A 24913-nucleotide genomic window follows, 5' to 3' on the forward strand; every position below is an offset into this window, starting at 1 on the left:
TCACCTACAAACTAATCAAACTTCTAATTTTATTGATTAATCTTTCGAAAACTTCTGGACACTTTTCTATTAACTCGCTATCGGATAACCCTGCTATAGCATCAATATGAGTACTTGGTTTACCTCTACCTAAAAATAGAGAGTTGTACCATACCATTAATTCATGTTGTTCCTCCGAATATGTATAGCCAGTTGCATTTTCATTTTTTAGTGTAGCTTGAATGGATGATATAACCTTTTTTCTATAATTATCTGGTTCAGTCTCTTTATCTGGCAATCTAGGTCCTATTCTCATTGTTTTTTTATATTCAGTCGGGAATCTTTCTAACATAAGAAAGTCAATATCTAACGGACTCGAAAAATAGACATTGTATTCTTCTAACATTAATATCCATGATGACAAAATAGGTACATCTATTTTCCATTCATGCATTTTATTAAATTCATCATCTGATAAAATCCCTCCTTTAACTTTCAATAATTTATTTCTATCGTAACCATTTTCAATTAGTTCTTTAATTACATACTTAATCCTACTCCAACCGCCACCACCACGTTCTAAATCTAAATCCAGCAACGTTATATGGGGGATATTTAATTGATTAAGTAATCTCCACATATGGTTTACGTGTCTTCCACCTAATGGAACTACTGAAATTCCTGTGTCATATGAAGAAATTTCTTTTACCTTTAATAATTTTGGTAGAATTATTTCTTCAGTATCTCCTTCACCTAGAACTACAAGTTTTGCAAAGTAAACTTCTGGATATGCTTTAATAGCTTCTTTTATATATGTATATGCATCGGAACTTTTACTAGGCAGTATAATACTGTTAACAACAGTAGAACCTGTAGTTTTATCAATTCTTAAATGACATAACTCTTCTGGTGAAATATTTTTAATTATAGATTCACTATGAGATGTTAACAGTACTTGTGCATTGCTTATTTGGGATATCTCATTTAAGTTTTCTACTACCTTCCCCAACAAATGTGGAGATATATGATTTTCCGGTTCTTCAACAGCTAAAATTGTTAGTGCTGCACCTGAATTATTTGAAATTTTTTCCTCTACCTCTAATAATGATGATACTAGGGATAAATAAAATAAAGATTGCAAACCGTCACCTAACTTATCTACAGTATAAGGATTAGATTCAACAGATGGTGAAAATTGCACCTCTATTTTACTTAGTATAGATTCTAGTGTAGTACTATTGAATTCAAGTTTAGCCTCATTATAACGTGAGTCACTATGGTATTTTTTCCACTGTTCTCCTATAATCTCTTTTACTCCATCTACGCCTTCAATACTATTGAATAAATCATTAACTGGACTCATTTCATCCTTTATTTGTTGGTTCATATCTTCTGGCCAACTGATACTTTTTAAAATTCTTGAAAGAATAGTCCCTGAAGCGTTCTTTAACTGTTTCATTGGTTCCCTAATGGCAGGAACGTAAAGCATTTGAATTTTGGAACGTTGATGGGGAGAAACTGGGAGAAGAGATTCTTCTGTAACTTCCTCACCTTCTGGAACATTTATAAAAAATAAGTTTTGTTGAATATCACCATCAGGAGTATTATCTGAATACCAATTACCTACCAATCTCATTCTTACATATGGTCTTTGATCTGAAGAATCTATAGTGAAATGTGAGAAAAATGGTGGAACACTGAACTCTCCATCATTTCCCTCATTCTCTAGTTCAGGAAATTCAATTTTGACTTCTATGTATAAACCCAATTCTTTTATTGTATTTATATCTACGTCATTAGGAATATTAAAGTCCCCTTTTACAAGTCTACGTTCACTCTGAGTTACACCAAACATTTTTTGCAGAGCCTGAAGTGCGGCTGTTTTCCCAGAACTATTGCTACCAATTAATGTTGTGATATCTGATAGATTAATTTGCTTCTCTGTCTCACCAAAGCTTCTAAAATTATTTATTATAAGTTTTGTAATTATCAATGAAAACTCCCCTCCATCTTATATTGTTTATAACGTCTATATTTAATCTAATTATACATTATTTTACAATGTTCGATAAATTAGACTACTCTAAATTGTTATTTTCAAAGAACAGCAAATGGAATACACCCATTTCAAAGTATCCTAATTTATTGTAAATTATCATGAATAAACAAAGAAAAGATGGCCTTGTTTCAAAATTATACAAAGCCAACTTTTCATTAATTTTTATGATTATTCCTCTTACTAGATACCACTCTCAATTCATAAACTCTAGTAAATTACACCATTATGTCATTACCATCTACTAAGGCTCATTACTCTTTTCATTTGAAGCACTAATCGATTGTTCTCATCAAACACCAGTGGCTCATTCTCCGGAAAAGTATATATTGTCTCCCCTGACTTCATCTTTTTTTGATAACGGATATTGCAATACCATGTGCTTCTTCTAGAGATAACGCATCGATAACACCCAACTTAACATCACTTTCCTCCGACAATTTCACTACATAATACTTATTCAAATAAAATCCCTCCAAAAAGTTATTTATAAAAAAACATCGGTAGGAATGCTACGACTATTTTCGTCACACATCCTACCGATGATTTTTAACTGATTCTTGAACCCAAAAGGTTCATCTATTAAATTTGTTTGTAAAAAGAAAAAGTAGATAAAATCTATCATATATTATTATTCTATCTTACACTTTGCCTCTTTTTAACCCTTTTCATTGTATTAATTTCCCCTAAAATAATAATTTCACTTAACTGATGATAGAGCTGATTGAAGTCCTTATTTGTTGTTACTTCCATAGGATCACTACGATTATGGTTAAGATAATAAAAAAGTCCCCCAGTATTGAAACTGGAGGACATTCCTTTTATATGGTTCCTACCAAAAACCATAAAATTTTTCGACCATAGAGGCCGCTTCATCGCAAATATTATTATTTCAAATTACTCGCCAAACTTCAATGATCCTTTATCAATTTCCCCTATACTTCACTAATTATGATCAATAAGAAAATGCCAAACACTGCTTTTTACTATTTGATAAAAAGAATGTCTTTTTCCCCGTTAGAACTTCCGGGTCAATATTTAAATAGTCTTTGTACATTCTGTATTCATAATCAGCGTTGTTAAGTGTTGGCTGTGGATGCTGAAGTTCCTCTTTAGGGCTAATAAATGGTCTATCTATCTCTAAAGCAAATATTTTTCCTTTTACACCTCTGCTAAATGATTCCACTTCAGCAATACCCATGTATCTCCATATTTTTTTGTCTTCATCAAAAACTATAGCTGCATTTTTTATTTTTCTTTCTAAATCACGTTCTCGAATGCCTAATTCCCTTGCTAATGCACCAATTGTTGTCCCATTGTTTAAACGTACAATTACTTCATTTAATGTCATCATGTAACCTCCAATATTTTAAATCATTATATCTTTGGACATGATGAATTCGAATAGTATTTTTTAAAAATTATAATGGAATTAATTCTAACGTTTATCCAAATCAATTCCGATTTTGAATGGATTGTTCTAGGCAATCTGCAGGGTTTTTTTCTTTATCTATTCCTATTTAGTTCAAAATGCTTGCTAATTTCTCTTTTTATTTAATCATAGTCCTTTTAATAGTTACTATTAATGATCGCCATTTTATCATGCGTTGTTATTTTCACCTTTTTCCTAAGTGGTTATTACCTTACACTTATGAAGGATGTCAATATCTATGCCTTCAAAAAATATAGGTTCCAATATTAGATACCATTATTAGTATCTAACAGAAGATACCATACTCTTTTTGGGCAGTTTCATAGACATAATTGGGTATACCTTAATATACCCAATTATAGCTATGAACGACTTCATATATCTGATGCCTCAAACCCCTTACTAATACAATGTTTTTTATTTAAATTACCTACCTTTCGAGCCGACAAATATACTTTATAAACCTCAAAGTTTAACGTGTAAATGTCAAATTTCTATAGCTAACTTTGAACCTGATTAATAGATATTTTTGTTTGAAAAGTTGCGGATATTGATAATTATTTCATACCTTATCATCATAAACCGAATAACTAAAATCAATATAATCATCTAGTTCAGCTTTTTCTTCAGAATGATTGATTCCCCATCCGTAACGTTGAAAGTCCCGACCACCGTCTATAAAAATTTCACCACACTTACATCGTTTAAAATCATTGCTATGCTTTGACTCGATAATGTCGTTGCATTTTTTACAGCGTACTTTGTTTACAAGTATTTTTTTCATAAGATCATCCTTATCGAATTCCTTGTTATTTTAGGGCAATAGAAAAGGATTTACTTCTATTGCCCTATAGTATTTGTAAATTAGTATTTAGATTATAAGTAATATTAGCTCCTTGTTTAAAAAATAAAAATGCGCGAAAGAGCAAAATGATTAGCTACTATTATTTTCTACTATACCTTGCTTCTAAACCAGCAATTGTCATATTTTCCTTTACATCATTATGCGGTATTAGGAGGTAAACCCATTCCTTTCCACCATGTTGAAGTTCATGATTAGTTGCATGTTTACACCATTCTATAGCTGCTGCAGCTTTTGCTTCTACTTCTTCATCGCCTTCAACTTTATTTGCTGCTTTTAATTCAACAAGGTATTTCTTGCTTTTAGTCTCAACTATAAAATCTGGGTTATATGTTTGCTTTTGGTTATAATAAATTTTAAGTTGATTCAATGCAGGCTTGAACCATTTTTCAACAGTTGAATCTTGTTCACATATTACTGCAAATCGTCTTTCGTTTTCTGCATCAAACTTTTGAATTGGATACATACAACGCTTGAATCCACCAAAACTCATACCTCTTATTGCTGAACGATCTTCTACTGGAACATGATAATCTCTAACTTCCTCATGAATATCTACTGAAAATGTATTTGTCCGAAGTACTTCAAAGTCGCTTCTTACTACCACATCGTATTCAACTTTTGCTTCTTGATAATGTTCTAACATTTGAGCATGAATTTTACTGGCTAATAACTGCTGATTATACATTAATACATTCCTTACATCTTCATCATCTTTTAAATATGATCTGAGATGATCAATTAATTGTCTAACTAGCTTATACAATAAATCTGCGTGATCCTCATATGAGATATCATCAAAATCCATTAGTCGAGAAATAATATAATCTTCTAATGGGTCATTACTATCAATTTCAACTTTTAAATGAAGCACATCCCGATTACGTGTTCTTAATTCTTGCAACATTATCTCTTGGGTAACTGGTAGAAGATTAATTCCCGAAACATTTAAATCAAAATCTTGGAATCCCCAAGTAATTTCGTCTTTCGGTTGAAGTATTATCTTTGGTATATCCATTGTTTTTTCAACAATATATTCAGTTACTGTTTCAACAATTTCCTCTATTGCATCGGTCTTATCATCATCAAAAGCCAACTCTAATTGTCCCACTGGATAAGAAGCCTTAACTTCTTGAACTATTCTCTCTTTAATCTCAGCTTTATTCAACTCTGAATTACTTGAAATATTAGTCATTCGCTGAATAGTTCTAAGGGCAGTCTCTGCAATATTTTGTTTTACTTCAACACGTTTTTTTACGGCTTCATCTTTACTGTTTATATCATCACCTGCAATTTTTTGCATGATACTTTGTTTTACATTGGATTCAACCGAAACAACCTTTTTAGGTCTACTAGCAACGTCCCTACCTATTACAACACCTTTTTTTATAATAGATTCAGGATTATTAGCCTCATCAACAATTTCCTGAAAACGATCATGAGCGATGATAGTCAGTCTATCCACAGCCTTAACCTTTGTTCTTTTTCCATAAGGCAAACGTAATCCACGTCCAATAGACTGTTCTACTAATGTTTTAGAATTTGCGGCGCGTAGTGGGATGATAGTGTATAAATTTGTAACATCCCAACCTTCTTTTAGCTTGTTAACATGGATGACTATTTCTGTATTAGAAGAGGGATTCTCCAGAGCTAAAAGCTCTTGGATGGTTTCATCCTTTTCTTCTCCAGATTGTTTTGAATGTACAGTAATAACTTTATCTTTATATCTCCCGTCATAGAAGTCGTCACCTTTAATTACACTCATTAATCTCTCAGCATGATCAGTATCTTGAGCAACAATTAGTATAAACGGCTTTACAACTAATTGATTATATTCTTTTGCATATACTTCCAACTCTACCTTTGTTTCCTCATGCACAAGGATTCCGTCTTCTAACTTTAAGCGTTCCAACTCATCCTCTAAATAATTTGACACATCAAAATTCTCACGGGTTGCAACTGTTGGTTCCTTTACGTAGCCATCTTCCATAGCTTTGTATAGAGGGTAACTGTAAATTACGTTATTAAAAGGTATAGTACGTTGACCTTTCTCAACTTGAGGTGTTGCTGTTAGTTCCAATCCAAGTACCGGATTCAATTCATTCAATACCTTAACCCCAGCCGAAGCTCTATATCTGTGAGATTCATCCATTAGCAATACTAAGTCTGGAAGTGATGATAAGTATTCAAAATAGCTTTCACCAATATATTCGCTAAGTCTTTTAATACGAGGTGACTTCCCTCCCCGTACTTCAGAGTTAATCTTTGAGATATTAAAGATATTTATTTTAACTAAATCCTCATTTAATAGAAACATTGCACTTTGTTCATAGTTATCACCAGTTATTACAAACGGGGGCTGTGAAGCAAATTGTGAAATACCAGTAAACACATATTTTTTTGTATTTGGTGTAAAATCCTGAATAAGTTTTTCATATATCGTTAAATTTGGTGCTAAAACAAAGAAATTCTTAATTCCCTTAGCAAGATATAAATATGAAATGAAAGCCCCCATTAACCGTGTTTTACCGACACCAGTTGCTAAAGCAAAACAGATGGAGGGGAACTCCCTTTCAAAATCCTCTACTGAAGGAAAGAGAGTTTTAACCGTGTCTAGCTTTTGTTGCAATTCATCCGGAGACTTAATTTTTTCAAGTCCGATACTTTCAACTACCTCCGCCAATATTTCTAACGAATCCCGTTGTGGATATCTAAGACTTAAACGGTTTGAAACTTGATTAACGAACCTATTCATTCTTCTACACCCCCATTATCAAACAACTCTATTTGTTCAGCCTCTTTCTCAATAACTGGTAATTGTTCTACATTTAAACTATAATCGTCTCTTCCAAACTCACATTTATTTAACACCATTTGAGGAATTTTCTTTAATGTAACATTTGGAAAATCATCCATATTCACATTAAACGCCTTACAACAAATTAAAAGGGTTTCATCTTCTTCCATTTGATCAACAATATCAGCAACAATTTGTTGATTTACTAATTGTGTTGTTACATAAATGTAATCTGTTTCAGTAGATTGGCCATGTTTCCAAAATACGTTTTTATTAGGGTTATAATTAAATCCTTCTAATTTACACATTCCTTCTGCCAACATTTCAGCATTATATTCCTTACTAATTATCCAATTCCCGTACTTATCTTTCTGAAGTAGACTTGGAGCTAAATTATAAAATCTAAATCCACCCCCACCTTTCCAACCTTCTTCTTGGCTAATTCCGGTTTGGTCTTTTCCACTAATAACATTTTTAAGTCTTGGTACAATATGGGTTAAACAATGTTCTTTTAATTCAATCATAATCCATTTTCTTCCCATTTTATGAGCGACTGCCCCTGTGGTACCAGACCCTGCAAAAGAGTCTAAAACCCAATCCCCTTTATTACTGAAATGCTTTAAAATTGTTTGAATTAATATTTCTGGTTTTTTTCCACTTTTAAAGTCTACCCCACCTTCGTGTCTACAGTTTCCAAAATTAGACGCTAAATCATAAAAATTTAAAATTGGAAGGTAAGAAACATTTTCTTCATTTTCATCCTGTCTATCTATTGGAACACCCTGATAATACTTACCTCTTGTTGCGTTAGCCCTTTTAGGGCCAGTAAAATATCTGTAGCCTTTACCATCATCCCCAATATCAAAGACCTTATATAAACATCCAAGTCCATCAATATCTTTTCTATCCCCTAAATAATCTCTAAAAAAGCGCCCAGAAGAATTCCCATCTAAAACTGAACCTGATGCCCATATTTCTTTTAATCCCTCTAGAGTTCCTTCACCCTTCTTAATCTCATAATCATCACTATTGAAAACTATTACTTTCTTTCCACCTAATTTGATTTCTTTCCCCGTTCCTTTTTCCTCTATATAATAACAAAACTTATCATAGTCATAGTCTTTTTCTAATTTGTTTGGCTTTGCTAAAGGACTTTTTCTATATACCAAGATATGTTCAATCTGCTTGTGAAAAGCCATATCTTCTTTTAATGTTTTATCGGGGTATCTTACTTGAATGTATAATGTTGTTAAATAGTTACTTCTTCCAAATATTTCATCCATTAATACTTTTAAATATGCACCTTCTGATTCGTCTATATGAACACAGATAAACCCATCTTCGGATAGTAATGTTCTTATAATTTGTAAACGTTCTTTCATTAAATTTAACCATATAGAATGTTCTAAGGAATCATCATAATGTTCAAATGCGTTCCCAGTATTATAAGGAGGATCAATATAAACACATTTTATTAATCCGGTAAATTCCTGTTCAAGTGCTTTTAAAGCCAATAGATTATCACCAAAAATTAATCTATTATCAAAAAAATCATCATCTGAGTATTTCTTATCAGCATGAAAGGAATATTTTTGATCTTCAAGTAATATTCTAGGTTCTAGAATATGTTTTTCATCTTTTCCAATCCATGTAAGTTCCAACCTTGTTTTCTTAGACATTAGAACACCTCTTAAATTATTCTCCATTTCAAAGCAAACAAATGCTGCTTTGTTACCTTCTGTTGCAGTTTTGCTTCTATTTCCTCGAACAGAGTATCCTTCTGTTCATCAATTTGATCTTGCTGGTCATATAAATTACGGCGCATATCATTGCGCTTTTTCTCTAGTTCTTTAATTTTCTTATTCATTTCTAATTTTTCTTGAATATTTCGGATTGTTTTTGAATCTTTTTTTAGGTAGTCAATCTCAACTGAAACTTCATCAATTTCCACTTCTAGTTTTACTTTTAAATCTTTTGCCCATTTATCTAATTTTTCTAATTCAGAATCCATATATTCAGCAGTACGCTCCATTATATTGTTCAAGACAGCATCTTCTTGACATTCTCTAATATAACCTAACGTATTTTCAATAGAACCCGGAACTATAATATCCTCATGATCCGTAGCAGGCAATAAAAACAATTTCTCACAAATATCTTGATCAAGTTGATTACTGTTAGTATCAACTGCCGAGAAAATAAGATGCTGCTCTGTTTCAACAGATTCTATGTTTATTACATCCAGACTGAGCCAACCTTCTTTCCCAATCAGAGATTCTAGAACGCTAATCTTACCCTCATAGTCACTGTACATAAACGTAATTTCTTTTGGTTTTAGACTTCGCTTTTTAGCTTTCTCTACCCACAAATTCGCAAGTGGGTGTGATAAACGAAAATGAACTACATTTTCACTATTTTGTTCTTTTTTCATACGAGAAATAAACTGATATTTTTTATTATCTTTAGTGAAACTCAAAGATGCATCGTCAAAAACAGCTTCCTTTTGACCTTCTATTTTAGAAAGATTCCACAAAAATCTCTCAAGACGATTCATTTGTATACTAGTTTGTTCAAAATGGTCTCTCAGTTTTTCTCTTACTTCATCATCAAAGTTTTCCATAAGGCTGCTTCTTGTTTCTTGCATTTTATTACGGATCTGTTCATCTAACTCTTCCTGTAGTTGAGAAAATGCTGAATTAATTTCCTCAGATGTTCTACAAGTTTGATATATTTCTTGAATGCGTTTTTCAAAGTCTACTCCGGATTCTAAAGTACCTAAAACCTCATCAGATGATCCAAATACCCCATCGAAAAGCTTAAACTTTTCAGAAAGAAGCTCAAATACTCGCTTATCAGCAGCATTCTTACTGTTTAAAAAGTTAATAACAACAACATCATGTTTTTGACCATAGCGATGGCAACGGCCGATTCGTTGCTCAACCCTTTGTGGATTCCACGGTAAATCATAATTTACTATTAGACTACAAAATTGAAGATTAATTCCTTCAGAAGCTGATTCCGTTGCAATTAAAATAGATGCATGTTCCCGAAAATATTCAACTAATGCAGCACGCATATCGGCTGTTTTTGAACCGGTTATTTTATCATCATTTTGGTGTTTTTCAAGCCACCATTGATAAATTTTTTTTGCTTCAGGATCAGAATTTTGTCCATTGAACAGGACAACATTATATCCCTTATATTCAAGCATTTCTTTTAAATAATTCTGGGTTCTTCTTGATTCTGTAAAAATAACTGCTTTTTCATTAGCTTTAATTTCTCTCATTTTTTCAAAGCCAGACTCTAGAGCTAAGAGTAATGCATCCCCTTTTGCATTCTCAGTTATTGATTTTGCTAAATTATAATAGGATTGCAATTCTTGTTTTTCTTTTAAGATTAGCGCATGTTTCTCTTCTTCTGTAAGATCATTAATATCTAATTCCTCAAAGGAATCATCCCATTCTTCCAATGTATCATCAAATTCGTCTACATCATTGTAAAATTCTTTGTTAATTCCTAGATTGCCCACATTATTACCCTGTAATAAATCATCAAGCCTTCTAATAAGCGATTGAAGAGTATCCGAAAGCGCAAAAGAGGAAGAGGCAAGAATTTTACGTACGACAAGCGTCATTAATGACCTTTGGGCCTTCGGGAGTGCAAATAGTACTTCTCTTTGTAAGTAAGAAGAAACCCTTTCATATAGCGCCCACTCTGCTTCAGTTGGAATAAATGTCTGTGTAATAGGAATCCGCTGTGTATAATTTACATACTCCGTCACTTGTCTTCGGAGTGTTCGGTGGCAGACTGGTTTAATACGTTGTTTTAAGTCTATAAAATCAGCTTGAGACATTTCCCTTGAGCCTCTTGAGAATTGTTTTCTAAATGTTGTCTCGTCACCAAAAATATGTGGGTCAATAAAGCTAACCAACCCATACAATTCCATTAGAGAATTCTGCAATGGTGTAGCAGTTAGCAAGATTTTAGGAAATCCTTCTGTAGCAGAACGTAAAGCTCGTCCTATTTTATTTGATTTTTTATAAACATTTCTTAACCGGTGGGCTTCATCAATAATGACCAAGTCCCAATTAACTCTTTTTAATTCCGAATCTTTGTTTCTAGCAAACTGAAATGAAGTAATAACTGCTAGGTCTTGTTGATGGAAAGGATTTGAAACGCCAGACCGTTGCATTTCATTAAAGTTTTTACTTTCTAGAATCATTGAAGGGATATAAAATTTCTCCATTAGTTCCTGATTCCACTGCTTACGTAGTGGAGGGGGAACAATTATTAAAATTTTCCTTTTGCGCTCGGCCCACAGTTGGCTGATAATTAATCCAGCTTCAATCGTCTTTCCTAAGCCTACTTCATCTGCAAGTAACGCCCCTCTATCCAATGGCGCACGGAATGCAAACAAAGCAGCCTCTACCTGATGTGGATTCAAATCTACTGTAGCATTTATTAAAGACTGGCTTAAACGCCCTACGGAAGAAGCAGAGCTTTGTTTTGTTAGTTCATATGCATAATACTGACTATGAAAATTTGTACTCATCTTGCCCTCCAAAGGATCGCACCATATTTTAGATATCTGGATATCTGAGGTATCTCTATATAAAGAATTGAAATGTATACAGAAAAATAACAGTTTATTTGCATATTATTTTACCATATATAAATTTCTCTGCTGTTTAATTTTACCTATATATTCCAAGACAAATATATAAAAAAAGTGGTATCATCGAAATCTCCTACTGACTCACCTATCCTTAATAATAGACCACCAACCTTGTCACTTTGAACGGTATTTTGCGCATATTTTAAATACTATTTTGCACGAGATGAAATATAAAAATCTATCTTCATGTAAAAGATAGATTTTAATAATTACTTGATTCCGATAACTAAACTGTCTCGTGCAGCTTCAACAACTTCTGTTGTAATGGTTTCAAGATTATTAATTTCAAGTATCCTTTCAATCTGGGTGAAGAGTCTTTGTATAAGCCTGAAGTTTCCTCCAGTAATCTTAATAATACTAGTTATTGCTTCGTAATCAGAAAAATCTTCAAGTTTTATAGAAAGTCCTAACTCTTCCCATTTATACTCCAAAATATGATGAGCTTCATCTTTACTGAGTTTATCAAACTCATGGGCAAATCCAATTCTGGAATAAAGTTGAGGATATCGAGCTAATCTTTTCTCAATTCCAGGCATTCCGATCAATATCATTGCTAAGTCATTTCGATCATATAAATCCCTTAGTTGTTCCAAATTTTGCACTTTTAATCGATCTATTTCGTCAACAATTATAAGATCAATATCTTCATAAGTATCAGTAGAATATTCTTCTTCCCCTCCGTTATTTACCTTATAAATAGCTTTAGTCATACCCATTTTACCACCAATAATACTAATTTCGTCAGTCATTTTAGTAGCACGTATTGCTGGCGCTGTATAAAAAATTGTTCTAGCTTTAAGAATCCTTTCATCTGTATCTAAACCAATTTTTTTCTTATATTTATAATCTATTTGTTTTTCGATATAATCCCAGTTTGAATAATATCTTGAGGATAACGTTTTTCCTACTCCCGGTAGTCCGTAACAAATTCCTATATATTTATATTTGATACAAGCATCACAAAACTCTGCAAATCTTTTATACTCTTTTGTTTCAATAAACTTCTGTGATTTATTCATTGAAATACCTCTTGAGTTTTGACTTTTTAGAATCAGATTTATTCGACTTGTTCTCCAAATCTTTTTGCTGTGATAAAGCAATTTCTTCTGCAACAGTTCTTCTGGTATCAATTTGCTTATTGAGATTTTTACGCACCTTATTTCGTGCGGAAACAATATCTTTTAAATCTACTTGGTAATCAGATATCTCAGGGGAAATAGCAGTACATAAGTATTTGTCTTGATAGAACACTCGAATCTCTGCAATATCCCTTGGATCATAACGAATAATGACTGTTTCACCAATATATGCAGCTAGATTTGTATCTATATACCTTAAACCTTGGAAGTGAATACCATCCGAATGAACCTTCCTCGGTTTTGCTACATTTAACAATAATAAATCTAGGCTTTCCAAACTATCTGGCATATTGGGGAGGAATCCAGAATTATTCCAAGCTTTGATGGGTTCTTTTTTTGTTGTACCGTGAACCCTATGATGATAATTATATATAATGAAATTTGATAATTTATCATCAAGTTCTTTAAGAGTAAGAAGAGCAGGGCTGTGCTGATTTCCAATATATCCAGGTAAATCTTGTAGAAACAACTGATTAATAGTTAAAAAGAATCTTTCAATTTTCCCACGCCCTCTTGGAACTCCTACTGTAGAAAAAACAAGATTAATTTTTAAATCAATTGCTACTTGTTCCAAATGATTGGAGGTAAAGTCACTTCCATGATCTGTATAAAACTTTTCAGGGATACCACATATTTGCCAATCGGGGTTTCTTTTTCTCCATATTGCTTGGTGCAAAACTAAAGATGTTTGTATAGCAGACGGGTCTTGAAAAGTTAAAAAATATCCAGCAACTGCTCGACTATAGTCATCTAAAATAATTGTTAGCCAAGGTCTTTCCGGTTTTCCCTTTTCATTTAAAACAATTATATCTAATGGGGTATGATCAGCTTGCCAAATTTGATTAGGATAACTAGCCTCTCGTCGGTGAATTAAATCATAAGTGTTTTGATATTCTTTTTTTCCTTCATAAGCTAGTTTTTTTAGTCCTTGTGATAAAGACTTTGAAATAGCATAAACCTGATAGTAACTGGGTTGCTTCCAATTATTCTTTTTACATGTCTCACAAATCTTCCTATGAATAGAAGTGACTGAATTTCTTTTGTGACTAAGTATTAAATTCTTAATCTCTTCTTGTACTTCATTTTCCACTTTAAATATTCCAGAATCTGTTCGACTCTTTCGAATCAATCCAATTAATCCAAATTGCTGATACTTACTAACCCAATAGTGAAGTGTACGTTTTGAAACACCAGATTCCTCAGCAATAGCTTTCAAGTTTTTCTCACGGTTAATATATGGCTCAATTAACCTGTATTTTTCCATAGCTATTTGTCTCTGCTCTTCTGAATACGAAGTCAATGATGGAAGTTCTTTTCCCATATAGAAACAGCTCCTTTTAATTAATGAAGCTAATGCTATTAGTTCCTCTAATTGTTGTCATTGTTTAAATATCGATATAGAGTGGCTCTACTTATACCAGTCATTTCTACAATTTCTTTAACGCTGTATTCTCTAGTATTATAAAGATTAATGGCTTTTGTAATATCTTTAGTTCCTACTTTTGGTCGTCCTCCTTTTCTTCCTCTTGCTCTAGCACTTTTTAGCCCCTCTTTAGTTCGTTCAACAATCAAATCTCGTTCGAACTGGCTAAAAGCTTGAAAAACAGTCATCATTAACCTCCCTTGCGGGGTGGTAGCATCAAAATTTTCTTTCACACTGATTAATTTTACATTTTTCTCTTCAAAGTAATTAACTAGATCGATTAAGTCTTTTGTGCTTCTACCTAATCTTGAAAAACTTTCTACTACAATAATATCCCCAGGTCTCAATTTGTCTTTTAGACGATTTAGCTCTGGTCGGTTTGATTTTGTTCCTGTCATTTTTTCTGTAAGAATTTCATTACAATTATATTTTTCTAATAAATCTAATTGCCGTGCTAAATCTTGCTGACGAGTACTTACTCGAGCATAACCATAAATGTACTGACTCATAAAAAAATACCACCTTTTCAATATAATTATATCATAAAGGGTGGTATATGAAACATAGATTTTGAGCAATCTTTAAAGACAATATTTCTTATGGCTTTGAGCTATTTAATATTCATAGTAAAAACGTCTCAAAAACATTCGTTTTTGAAATGTGTGACTTTCCAAAAAATATCATTATATAATATTTATTAAAAATCGGATAATGCGAATAGTATGAAGTAATTTAGCCAATATAATATTATAAATGGATTTTATAGGGAGTTTTTTGATGACAAAAATCAACATCACACAGCTTTTTACGATTTTTATATTAAGTATGGGGTTAACTAATCATGTCATTGTTATCCCGTTCTTAATTAATGCTGCAGGTCGTGATGCATGGATAAGTGTAATTATTGGTTATATATTAACCCTTTTGTTCTCCTTATTATTATTGTATGTTACAAGGAAATTTCAATCAGTATCTATTTTTGAATGGATATCATCTACATATTCCAGACTGCTTAGTCGAGTAATTGCTTTTTTATTGTTCATTTATTTAACTATAACTGGTTTTATTACTTTAAAAGAAACGGTATTATGGATAAATGAAACTTTTTTGTTTAATACACCGGTAGTAGTGGTATCTTTATTCATTCTAACCGCATCCATTTATATTTCATACGGTAAGATAAATGTAATTGCCATTTGTGCAGGTGTTGTACTTCCATTCGTTATTATTTTTGGTTTGTTTGTCGCAATTGGTACCATTCCTGATAAAAACTTTACACTTATTACGCCTGTATTAGTGGAGAATGGGTGGAAGGAAGTGATTCATGGTTCACTTTTTGCATTTGGTTCAGCCATTGAATTAATTTTACTGATATTTTTACAGCATCGCGTCGATAGAGAACTGAAGTTTTTACACATTTTACTTCTCATCATTTTTTTATCCATTCTAACTGTCGGACCACTACTTGGCAGTATCTCAACTTTTGGAGTAGAGGAAGCAGGGAAATTGAGATATCCTGCCTTTTTTCAGTGGCGTATCTTAGGGATAGGTAATTATTTCAATCATCTCGATTTTTTTTCCATTTATCAATGGTTATCTGGTGCTTTTATCCATATAAGCATGATTTTATATATGATTACATTGCCCTTTGACATTAAGAAGAAAAAACAGCGTTTTTATATTCAAGCCTTTATTTGTGTTATCTATCTAATTGTCATTACATTACCTATTTCAAATGAAGAATTCTTCACCTTTTTATCACGATTTTATTACATTGGAAGTATCTTTTTTGGTGTTTTTATCACAGTTTTTATTGCCTTTTTAATTAAAACTTCAACGAACAGGGTGTCTACAAATGAAAAGGGATAATTATCAAATAGATGAACGGTATATTAAGAATCTTTTCCGACATTCAACAGATGTATCGGTTGAGAAACAACACCTATATGGAAATAATAATAAGGAACAAATACTTATTATTTACTGCAATGGGTTAATTGAACATAAATTATTAATAAATAGTATACTTCCAGACATTCAAAACAAATATTACCGTGATGGATTAAAAGGTGTTGATAATATAAATTGTTCCGAACGCATTACATTGCGTAAGCATGAAATAAATGTTGATAATACGCTTCAAGAAAAAGTTTTCAATGGCTATACAGCAATACTGATTACTGAAACTTTATATTTCTTTAATACATCCAGTCCACCAAAACGATCACCAGAGGAATCTCATACCGAGGTATCTTTGCGTGGTCCAAGAGACGCTTTTGTTGAAGATTTAAGTACAAACATTGCTTTAGTGCGAAAACGGCTTAAATCGAATTCTTTTGTAACAAAGTCTTTTACCCTTGGTAAAAGAAGTCAAACGCAAGTTCGATTAGTATACATAACGGATATACAAAATAAAAAAGTAATTAAGGAAGTTACACATCGTTTAAAAAATATAGATATAGATATTGTAAACAGCGACAACCAATTACTAGCACTCCTTGGTGGTTCTAATTACTCTCTTTTTCCATTAATGCGATCTGTCTCTCGACCAGATGGTGTTGTCAGTAGTCTAGTTAGAGGCAGATTTGCTATTTTTATTGATAATGTTCCTAATGTTTTAGTTGCACCAGCAAATTTAGGAGTGATTCTCCATACTGCAGAGGATGAACATACACCTTATTTCTATGCTTCTTTTGAGCTTTTACTTAGACTTTTGGGGTTGATGTTGTCCTTATTTTTACCAGCTTTTTGGGTATCGTTATCTGCATTTAATGTAGACCAAATTCCACTTCCGTTACTTGCAACAATATCATCTTCTAGACTAGGTATACCTTTTAATACAGTAGTTGAAGTAATATTAATGATTAGTTTATTCGAATTATTTCGCGAGGCTGGTGTCAGATTGCCAAAAGCGGTGGGGCAAACTGTAGCAGTTGTAGGTGGATTAATCATAGGTGATGCAGCAATTAGAGCAGGTTTAACGTCTCCAACTATGTTGGTTATTACTGCAATTACAGTTATATCAACCTTTACACTAGGTAGTCAGGTTCTTTATGGTACAGTTTCAATCATACGACTCTTTTCAATTCTTCTTTCTTCTGTTCTAGGAATGTTTGGTTTTTTTATTAGTATCTATTTAACACTTGGCTATCTTGCTAAGCTAGAATCTTTTGGTATTCCTTATCTAAGTCCAGTCTCACCATATGTAAAAAACGATTTCTCTAAATCTTTACTGAAATATCCTGTTGACCAACAAAATGAACGCGCAAGAATCCTTGACACAAATGATACTGACCGTCAGGGAGATGAAAAAAAATGAAACAATTAATCGTCCTGCTGATGATAGCATTCGTATTATTGATTTTAACAGGATGCTGGGATGAACACGAAATTGGTGAAGTGAATTACGTCACAACATTAGGAATTGACTATAAAGATGAAAAATATATAATGTATGTTCAATTACTTGATTTTTCCAATGTAGCTAAAACGGAAGGTGGCAAATCGGGACAACCCGTGCCATTATATATAGGCACTGGTTCAGGTCGTACTATTAATGATGCTATCTTCGATTTATATCGAACATCCCAACAAACTATGAACTGGTCACATATAGGAGCAATTATCTATTCAGAGTCTGTTTTGGAAAAAGGTATAAAAAAAGTGGAGGAATCCTTAAAGAAAAATGGAGAATTTCGTTATACACCATGGATGTTCGGAACAAAAGAGTCAATTGAAAAAATACTTAGCTCAACTGGCTTTTTTCAACTGCCACCATTATACACGATCTTGTATAAGCCAACAGATACATATTATCAATATTCTTATATAAAACCGATGCGTTTGCATAAATTTATTTCGATTTATAATGAACCAGGAGGAACAGCTTTGCTGCCTTCTATTTCTATTAACGAAACAGATTGGAAGGAATCTGTTACAGAACCAAAAACTAAAAGCACCTTAAAAATAAATGGTGCTTTTCCTGTAAGTGAAGGAAAGTATAAAGAATGGTTGTCATATGAAGAGCTTACTGGTCTCAGATGGACGCAAAAAAACATTAAAAATACACCAGTAGATATTATTGAAGATAATAAAATTAAGGGTGTTGTAAGAATAACGTCACCTTCTGTAAAAATAAATGTAGTTAGGGATGGAGAAAAATTCCATTTCAACATACATGTTGATGCAAAAGGAACATTAACAGATTTGGAAGAACACCTTTCCTCAAAAAAAATAGAAGAATTGGTAACAAAACAGATTGAAGCAGAAATAAGGTCCACTTATCAAAATGGAATTGATAAGGAAATTGACGTATATAGTCTAAAAAATATACTTTTCCATGATAGGGTTAAACCACAACAATTAAAAAATTATACATTATCTACTAATTCTATAAAAAATGTTACAGTAAATTTCCTCTTAGAAAACAGGGGTTTATATGATTGAAACTGGAGTTAGATAAACTTAGTTGCTAATTCAAATAATTTATTTATAAATATTTAAAACAGTAAGACAAGGAGAATAAATTACTAAACAATGAAAAAGATTAAAATAAAAATGTCTGAGAGGTTAATTCAAAACTTTTGTTAAAACCGTTTTAATTTATCTATTCTCCTTCATAATATCCATGAAGGGAAATATTACTCCGAGTTACAATTGTTTAGTAGTCATATTGAGAAACTAAAGGAAGAAATGCTTCTATGTGAAAATCCTGAACTTTAAAGAATTATTAAGGAGAAAATCACCTTTATAAACAACATAATTAAACATTTAGATAGAGAAACAATATAAAAAATCTCTCTTATCTTGGACTGCCCCTCAATAACAAATGGGGGTGCTTTTTTATGCCAAAATCCTCTCTCACATATTCTGGAATATTTTCCACATACTAAGACTACTAGTTCATTACATAGTGGAGGTTCATATGTGGAAAAGGAAACAGGATAACAAGAAAAAAAACATTCCAAGGGGACATCCACTTTTTCCATGAAATTGGAACAACTAAGGGATTTATATGATCGAAATGACTTAGCAATGATATTGATCGGAATGCCTGGAATTGAGAAAAGATTAGCTCGATATCCTCAACTTTATTCCAGAATTGGATTTGCCCATGAGTTTGATAAACTCAGTAAAGATGAAGCTCATCATATTTTGGAGTATAAATGGGAAGAGTTAGGACTTTCTATAAAACTTGAAGATTTTTCTGATTACGAAGCAATAACTAGTATTATTAAGATTACTGGAGGAAACTTCAGGCTTATACAAAGACTCTTCACCCAGATTGAAAGGATACTTGAAATTAATAATCTTGAAACCATTACAACAGAAGTTGTTGAAGCTGCACGAGACAGTTTAGTTATCGGAATCAAGTAATTATTAAAATCTATCTTTTACATGAAGATAGATTTTTATATTTCATCTCGTGCAAAATAGTATTTAAAATATGCGCAAAATACCGTTCAAAGTGACACCTTTATTCTACAGTACATGTATTTCATGTTCAATACTTTGAAGTTATGAATATGATTTGAAATCTAGCAAATGTTAAATAACTTAGTTAATATATATAAGTTAAGTTTCTATAATACAAATTTTGAAAGATAATAAATTCTGTTCACAGCATATCTTATGCCACGAGAAATGTAGCATTTTGTCATTTTTGTTGAATATTTTAAATCATCCAAATATAATATTTCTATGGACGGGTGCAAATCTTCAGCAACCTCCTATAATGATAATTTGATTTGGTCTTATTAAAGGAAAAACACGGTTCAGTAGGCGAACCGTGTTTTTCTATGTTAACCTCTAATCTAGAAAATAATAAAGATGAAATTAGTAACACTTATTGTTATTTAGCTTCCTCACATTTATTTACACAACCTCATCCTATATTAGCTGAATATTAGTATCGGAAAGATCAACTTCATGAATTCTAAAATAAGATCCTTTAGCGAACTGACGTTTTAATACAAATAGTTTTAATTCCTTCGAGAGATTTAGATAATCTCCTGTTTCATAAGTCTTTTTCAGCTCTCTTAAATATTCATCTGCTAACTCAGGCTTTTCTGAAAAGTAAAGACGTACATTATTACTAATAATCTCCCAAATATATTTCTCTGTTCCTTCCTTTAATTCACTTTTAAGAAAAGAATAATTATCAAAGTGTAATATATTTCCATAATCATCATCAAATAGGAAATTTTTAAATAAGCAATCGCCTGGGTAGAACTTTGTTGTATATTCATCAATGTCATCTTTAATAAAATAAAAATCTTTACTTGTATAAAAATACTCTGATACAATATCAAAAGCTTCGTCCTTAGAATTCGCCCTTACTACTGCAGATATAGTTTCATCTATTCTAACAAGAAATAGTTTATCCATCTATTAGTCCTCCCATTAAATATTTCTAAAATGATTTAGTGAAATATATTTTTTATTTCTCTATAACTATTAGGTCATTCTACTCTTTCTCCTTTCTCTGTAGATTCCTATATTTAAATCTCATACAGTAAAAAATTTGCTGTATTCGATTAAAATAGTTTTCAAAAATATTAGTAGAAATTACTCAAGTGCCAATAAATTCCAAATAAAAAGACCTCAAAATACACAAAGAAAACTTCTTTGTAATATTTTGAGGTCTTTCCTCTTAACTATTTAATTAATTTTATTATATTTAATATTCGACTTGTTTTCAATAGTTTTTTAATTAATTATATTGAAATTGAAAAAACACATTAAAATGTATCCAATTAAAATAGAGTCGGCCAATTTTTGACAGAATTCATCTTTTTAACTGATTTTTTTGTTTCCATTACATATATATGAGGAGCACACTCATAGTCATCATAAACTTCGTCCAGTGCAATATACCTTACTCCTTTTATCGCACCATATATTTTTATCTCCTCGATCATAGTTTTCTTGCTAGGATATACTGCATAAATTACCTCAATCTTTACATCTGATGCCGAATTGATATTATCTACTCTTTCCAAATTATTAATACAACGAATATTACCTGGCATCATATAAAAAAATACAGTAGCAAACTTATAATATTTAGTTTGATTATGTAATACAATTCGATCGATATGTATTCCAAATTTTTGTCGAAAAATATGGTAATAATCTTTGCTTATAGGTGATATCTCAATTAACTTTTTGCTTTTTATTAGCTTGTCAGATAGTTCAATAATTCTATCTTGAATTTGCCATGGTGATTGCCAATAGAAACTATGAATTACATTATTTGATAATCTTAAAGGTAATATAAAAATGTCAATCCAAGTATGATAAAATTTTGGAATACTTACTAACTCTTTATATATATTTCTTATTCTTTTACTGCGATCCTCGATTCCTTTTCTATTTGGTATTGAATTATCTAGTAAAATTATTGCAATTGCCTCGTCAGGAAATAATATTTCTAAGGCATTTTCTAAATATATTCTTAATTTGTGTTTTAATACACTTATGGATTCTGAACCTGTATCTAACTCTAAATAAAGAGTTTTTGAACCAGAATGAATTGCAGCATCTGGAATAATTTGTGGAAATAGTTTAGTTTGACTTCCCTTCAATACCTTAATATCCTCTATTGGAAAACTGTACTTTTGAAATTCAATAAAACTTTTTAATATAAACTCCTTTGTGGCAAAAAAATGATCATAATTTTTCACTTGTACTTTCCCCTCATTTTCTGCATCCATTGTTAATAAATTTTTTTCTGCAAGTATCTCTATCCCCTTGCTTAATATTTTAAAATATTTTACTTCTGTACCCACCTGCCCCACTCTGTATTTATAGCTTTTAACTAAGGAATAGTCTTCGAACTTAGACAATTTTTTCCATAAACCTGGATAAGAAATTTTTTGTTTTAATATTTTTGTATAATATCCATAAAGTTGCATTTCTGATAAAAATTCCTCCGCATATAAAATTTTTAGAAAAAATAAGTCATTATTTTTCAAAATTAATCTTTTTCTATTCTTCCCTTTATATAAGACCACTTTTAGTTCATTTCCCATAACTTTAAACCTCCTAAAGTATATGTAGTCTGGTACTTCATTTGATAGTAAAATGATTTTATATAAGCATTTAAGTTGTTAATCTAGGATTAACCACTCAAGATTAACCACTTCATCCTAAGTTAGATACCTAATTATTATTTAAGTGATCCTGGATAAATAAAAAATAAAAAGGACCAGAACAAGTAGCCTCGATCTTTTCGAGACAATTTGTTCGGGTCCTTCCCGTTTTAATAATTCTATTTTTAAATATATTATCAATTAAGACATTTAAAATCAATATATGAATAAAATATAATTACGTCATTATTGTTGGGCATTCAATTATTTTCAAATTGAGTTAAACCAGTTTGTGATACTATCAGATATAAATACATATGATCCGTAACATATTAAACATACTGCTCTAATAAATAATATCATGTAGTTAATAACACCAATTATAAACAATGGATAAGTTATCCGTATTATATAATCGCTGAAATAATCGGATAAATTTTCCACCGCAAACATTATGTAATAGAGTATGAAAAAAAATAAAATCCCTAAGAAAAATGGATTAATCTCTAATTTATGATATATATCGAAAGTAGAAGGGTACAAAAGATATTGAATAAAATCTAATGAATATAAATAGATGATAATATTTTTGATAAAATCATACACTTGAGCGATAATTGTAAATACTTTAGAACCTATACTTATAGCAACTAATCCAATTAATCCAGTAAAAATTAAAAAAACAAAAGCACAACCACCTGAATCAGATTCACTACTACTTTTCCCCAAAAAAATTGCCGTAAAGAAACCCGCCCAAAATCCCATAATCTACCTCCTATACAACATAAGAAATTATTAGTTTGATAGTTTCACTCACAACATTCGCTTGATACTTTTCTAAATTCTTATTTCCAATTTGGAGGCTTTGGAGAAGTAATTAATGATATTCTCCCATTTACTAACATCACATATTGTCCATATCCATCTTCGTCTATATACCAAGCAATCCTAGAAGCAATTGATATTGGTGATTCATGATTATGTAACGGTACTGGAGATCGATATACAATACTTGTCCATCCCTTTTTTGATTGTTCATAATTTAGAGGTTCCGGTAGTGGATGTCTATATTTATTAATTATCCAGCATCCATATTTACCTGATGAATCCACATACCATATTGCATCCTCTCTTCCAGCAGGTAAATCTGGCTGATTGGGATACAATGATTGTCTTTCATGAAATGTTTTACTCGCTGCTAGGGCGTGAAATACTTCTTTATCATTAGCTAATTCTTCATCATGAAAGTCTTCATCAAAAAATAAATTATCAGTTTCTGTTTCAACATTACTTATAAAAAAGGCGCATCTCCTAACCTCAATTTCACTGTCCACATTTACCCCATCAAAAATCCCACAGTTTCCCGTAATAGAATCAAATAGTTCACATGAATTCCTACAAGTAATCTTTTTTTTGAATTTAGTAGAGTTATCAACAATTAGTTTAAGCATAGTTTCCTCACCTCATGTCAAACACTTTATAGGTTATGAATCAATTATTAATCTTTACTTTCAAGTATTTGTTGCTCGCTTAGTAAATGGCTTAGTTCTTCCTCATCGTAAGGAGTATACTCTACTACTTTTTCAAATGACATTCCGTCATTTAGGAGCGATCGGACAACTTCCAAAATACCTTCTCTTTTACCTTCAATTCTTGCTATTGTTAAACGACTAGTAATTTCTTTAGTACTGTCTGGTAACTCATTTGTCTCATAATATCTCTTTCTAGCATGTTCAACAATATCGTATATTTCCTTCTTAATTAACTTAACTTTAGTGATATCATTTGAATTAAGAATCATTGCTCTTAGATAATTTATATGAGAAAGCTGAATATTAGTTAAAAAATCAATGTTTTTAATTATCATATTCTCACCTTCCAAGCGACTTATTTAACTCTTTTTCATATATGTTCTTATTTTTGGTAACCTAATGCTTCTATGGTTCTTTATGGTTCTTTATGGTACAGATTTGGAATAATTATAAACACATCTTGTATATTATTAGGGTACATAAAGGTACATAAAGGTACATTTACACGATCTTTTATTTTGAATTTTTTTATTAGATCATAATGGTAAAGATTAATAATTCTATAGGAGTCAATATTACTCTTTTAATAATAATTCCAGCTCTTGCACATCAATATGAGTATAAGAACTTATCTCTTTTAGTTGCATTCCCGAATTTCTAAGTGCCATTACGACTTCTTTAACCCCTTCCTTTTTTCCCTCTCTCCGTGCATCTTGTATTCGACTAATTTCATCCATTCTTTCATTTTTCACACCTTTAAACTCATGGTATCTCTTTTCTGCATTTTCACAGATTTCATAGATTCTTCTTTCTAACCTCTTTGTTTTAAAAATTGAATTTGATCCTAAAATCAGATTTTGAAGTTTTCGAACTTCTAATAGTTCTGTTGTTGTTAATAAATCCTTTCGTCTTAACATTTTGCAAT

General features: G+C 31.4%; 17 protein-coding genes and 2 pseudogenes. 4 read left to right on the plus strand and 15 right to left on the minus strand.

The window, feature by feature from the left end:
* Nucleotides 1-4 precede the first annotated feature (4 nt).
* The 9 genes and pseudogenes from OEV98_RS03975 to OEV98_RS04015 form a co-directional block, all read right to left on the minus strand.
* Nucleotides 5-1972 (minus strand): ATP-dependent nuclease, encoded by a 1968-nt coding sequence (locus tag OEV98_RS03975; RefSeq protein WP_263071905.1) that lies wholly within the window; start codon nt 1970-1972, stop codon nt 5-7.
* A 1018-nt stretch (nt 1973-2990) separates the two neighbouring features.
* Nucleotides 2991-3386 carry a hypothetical protein gene (locus tag OEV98_RS03980; RefSeq protein ID WP_263071906.1) on the minus strand — a complete coding sequence of 132 codons (396 nt, stop codon included), beginning with the start codon at nt 3384-3386 and terminating at the stop codon, nt 2991-2993.
* A gap of 643 nt (nt 3387-4029) precedes the next feature.
* On the minus strand, nt 4030-4251 hold the full coding sequence (locus OEV98_RS03985) for a DUF7695 domain-containing protein (RefSeq protein ID WP_263071907.1): 222 nt from the start codon (nt 4249-4251) through the stop codon (nt 4030-4032).
* 160 nt (nt 4252-4411) lie between these two features.
* On the minus strand, nt 4412-7084 hold the full coding sequence (locus OEV98_RS03990) for a DEAD/DEAH box helicase (RefSeq protein ID WP_263071908.1): 2673 nt from the start codon (nt 7082-7084) through the stop codon (nt 4412-4414).
* On the minus strand, nt 7081-8805 hold the full coding sequence (locus OEV98_RS03995) for a site-specific DNA-methyltransferase (protein WP_263071909.1): 1725 nt from the start codon (nt 8803-8805) through the stop codon (nt 7081-7083). The genes OEV98_RS03990 and OEV98_RS03995 overlap by 4 nt, the downstream gene beginning before the upstream one ends.
* 11 nt (nt 8806-8816) lie before the next feature.
* Complete coding sequence (locus OEV98_RS04000; RefSeq protein WP_263071910.1) at nt 8817-11678, minus strand: SNF2-related protein; 2862 nt, start codon at nt 11676-11678, stop codon at nt 8817-8819.
* A 332-nt stretch (nt 11679-12010) separates the two neighbouring features.
* Nucleotides 12011-12820, minus strand: a complete 810-nt coding sequence (locus OEV98_RS04005) for an AAA family ATPase (protein ID WP_035197641.1) — start codon at nt 12818-12820, stop codon at nt 12011-12013.
* Nucleotides 12813-14261 carry a Mu transposase C-terminal domain-containing protein gene (locus OEV98_RS04010; RefSeq protein WP_035197639.1) on the minus strand — a complete coding sequence of 483 codons (1449 nt, stop codon included), beginning with the start codon at nt 14259-14261 and terminating at the stop codon, nt 12813-12815. Before OEV98_RS04010 ends, OEV98_RS04005 begins: the two co-directional genes overlap by 8 nt.
* A gap of 65 nt (nt 14262-14326) precedes the next feature.
* Nucleotides 14327-14872 (minus strand): annotated as a pseudogene (locus tag OEV98_RS04015) (recombinase family protein); the annotation flags it as partial.
* Nucleotides 14873-15140: 268 nt separating this feature from the next.
* Between OEV98_RS04015 and OEV98_RS04020 the strand changes: the two are divergent.
* From OEV98_RS04020 to OEV98_RS04035, 4 genes and pseudogenes are all read left to right on the plus strand, one after another.
* Nucleotides 15141-16232, plus strand: a complete 1092-nt coding sequence (locus tag OEV98_RS04020) for a GerAB/ArcD/ProY family transporter (protein WP_161993046.1) — start codon at nt 15141-15143, stop codon at nt 16230-16232.
* Nucleotides 16219-17682: a spore germination protein gene (locus OEV98_RS04025; protein ID WP_051678310.1), complete on the plus strand. Its 1464-nt coding sequence runs from the start codon at nt 16219-16221 to the stop codon at nt 17680-17682. The genes OEV98_RS04020 and OEV98_RS04025 overlap by 14 nt, the downstream gene beginning before the upstream one ends.
* Nucleotides 17679-18809: a Ger(x)C family spore germination protein gene (locus tag OEV98_RS04030; RefSeq protein ID WP_263071913.1), complete on the plus strand. Its 1131-nt coding sequence runs from the start codon at nt 17679-17681 to the stop codon at nt 18807-18809. The genes OEV98_RS04025 and OEV98_RS04030 overlap by 4 nt, the downstream gene beginning before the upstream one ends.
* A 546-nt stretch (nt 18810-19355) precedes the next feature.
* Nucleotides 19356-19739 (plus strand): annotated as a pseudogene (locus OEV98_RS04035) (AAA family ATPase); the annotation flags it as partial.
* Between the two features lie 513 nt (nt 19740-20252).
* On the opposite strand, the gene OEV98_RS04040 reads toward OEV98_RS04035, so the two are convergent.
* From OEV98_RS04040 to OEV98_RS04065, 6 genes are all read right to left on the minus strand, one after another.
* Entirely contained in the window at nt 20253-20750 is a 498-nt protein-coding gene (locus tag OEV98_RS04040) for a hypothetical protein (RefSeq protein WP_263071914.1), read from the minus strand.
* Nucleotides 20751-21118: 368 nt separating this feature from the next.
* Nucleotides 21119-22396 carry a replication-relaxation family protein gene (locus OEV98_RS04045; protein ID WP_263071915.1) on the minus strand — a complete coding sequence of 426 codons (1278 nt, stop codon included), beginning with the start codon at nt 22394-22396 and terminating at the stop codon, nt 21119-21121.
* A 330-nt stretch (nt 22397-22726) separates the two neighbouring features.
* Complete coding sequence (locus OEV98_RS04050) at nt 22727-23221, minus strand: hypothetical protein (protein WP_263071916.1); 495 nt, start codon at nt 23219-23221, stop codon at nt 22727-22729.
* Between the two features lie 80 nt (nt 23222-23301).
* The gene (locus OEV98_RS04055; protein ID WP_263071917.1) at nt 23302-23907 is read right to left on the minus strand and encodes a hypothetical protein; all 606 of its coding nucleotides are present in this window, start codon (nt 23905-23907) and stop codon (nt 23302-23304) included.
* Between the two features lie 47 nt (nt 23908-23954).
* Nucleotides 23955-24323 (minus strand): hypothetical protein, encoded by a 369-nt coding sequence (locus OEV98_RS04060; protein ID WP_263071918.1) that lies wholly within the window; start codon nt 24321-24323, stop codon nt 23955-23957.
* 240 nt (nt 24324-24563) lie between these two features.
* Nucleotides 24564-24905, minus strand: coding sequence for a hypothetical protein (locus OEV98_RS04065; RefSeq protein WP_263071919.1), 342 nt, complete (start codon nt 24903-24905; stop codon nt 24564-24566).
* Nucleotides 24906-24913: the final 8 nt, after the last annotated feature.

The organism is Perspicuibacillus lycopersici, assembly GCF_025660475.1.
Lineage (GTDB): Bacteria > Bacillota > Bacilli > Bacillales > Caldibacillaceae > Perspicuibacillus > Perspicuibacillus lycopersici.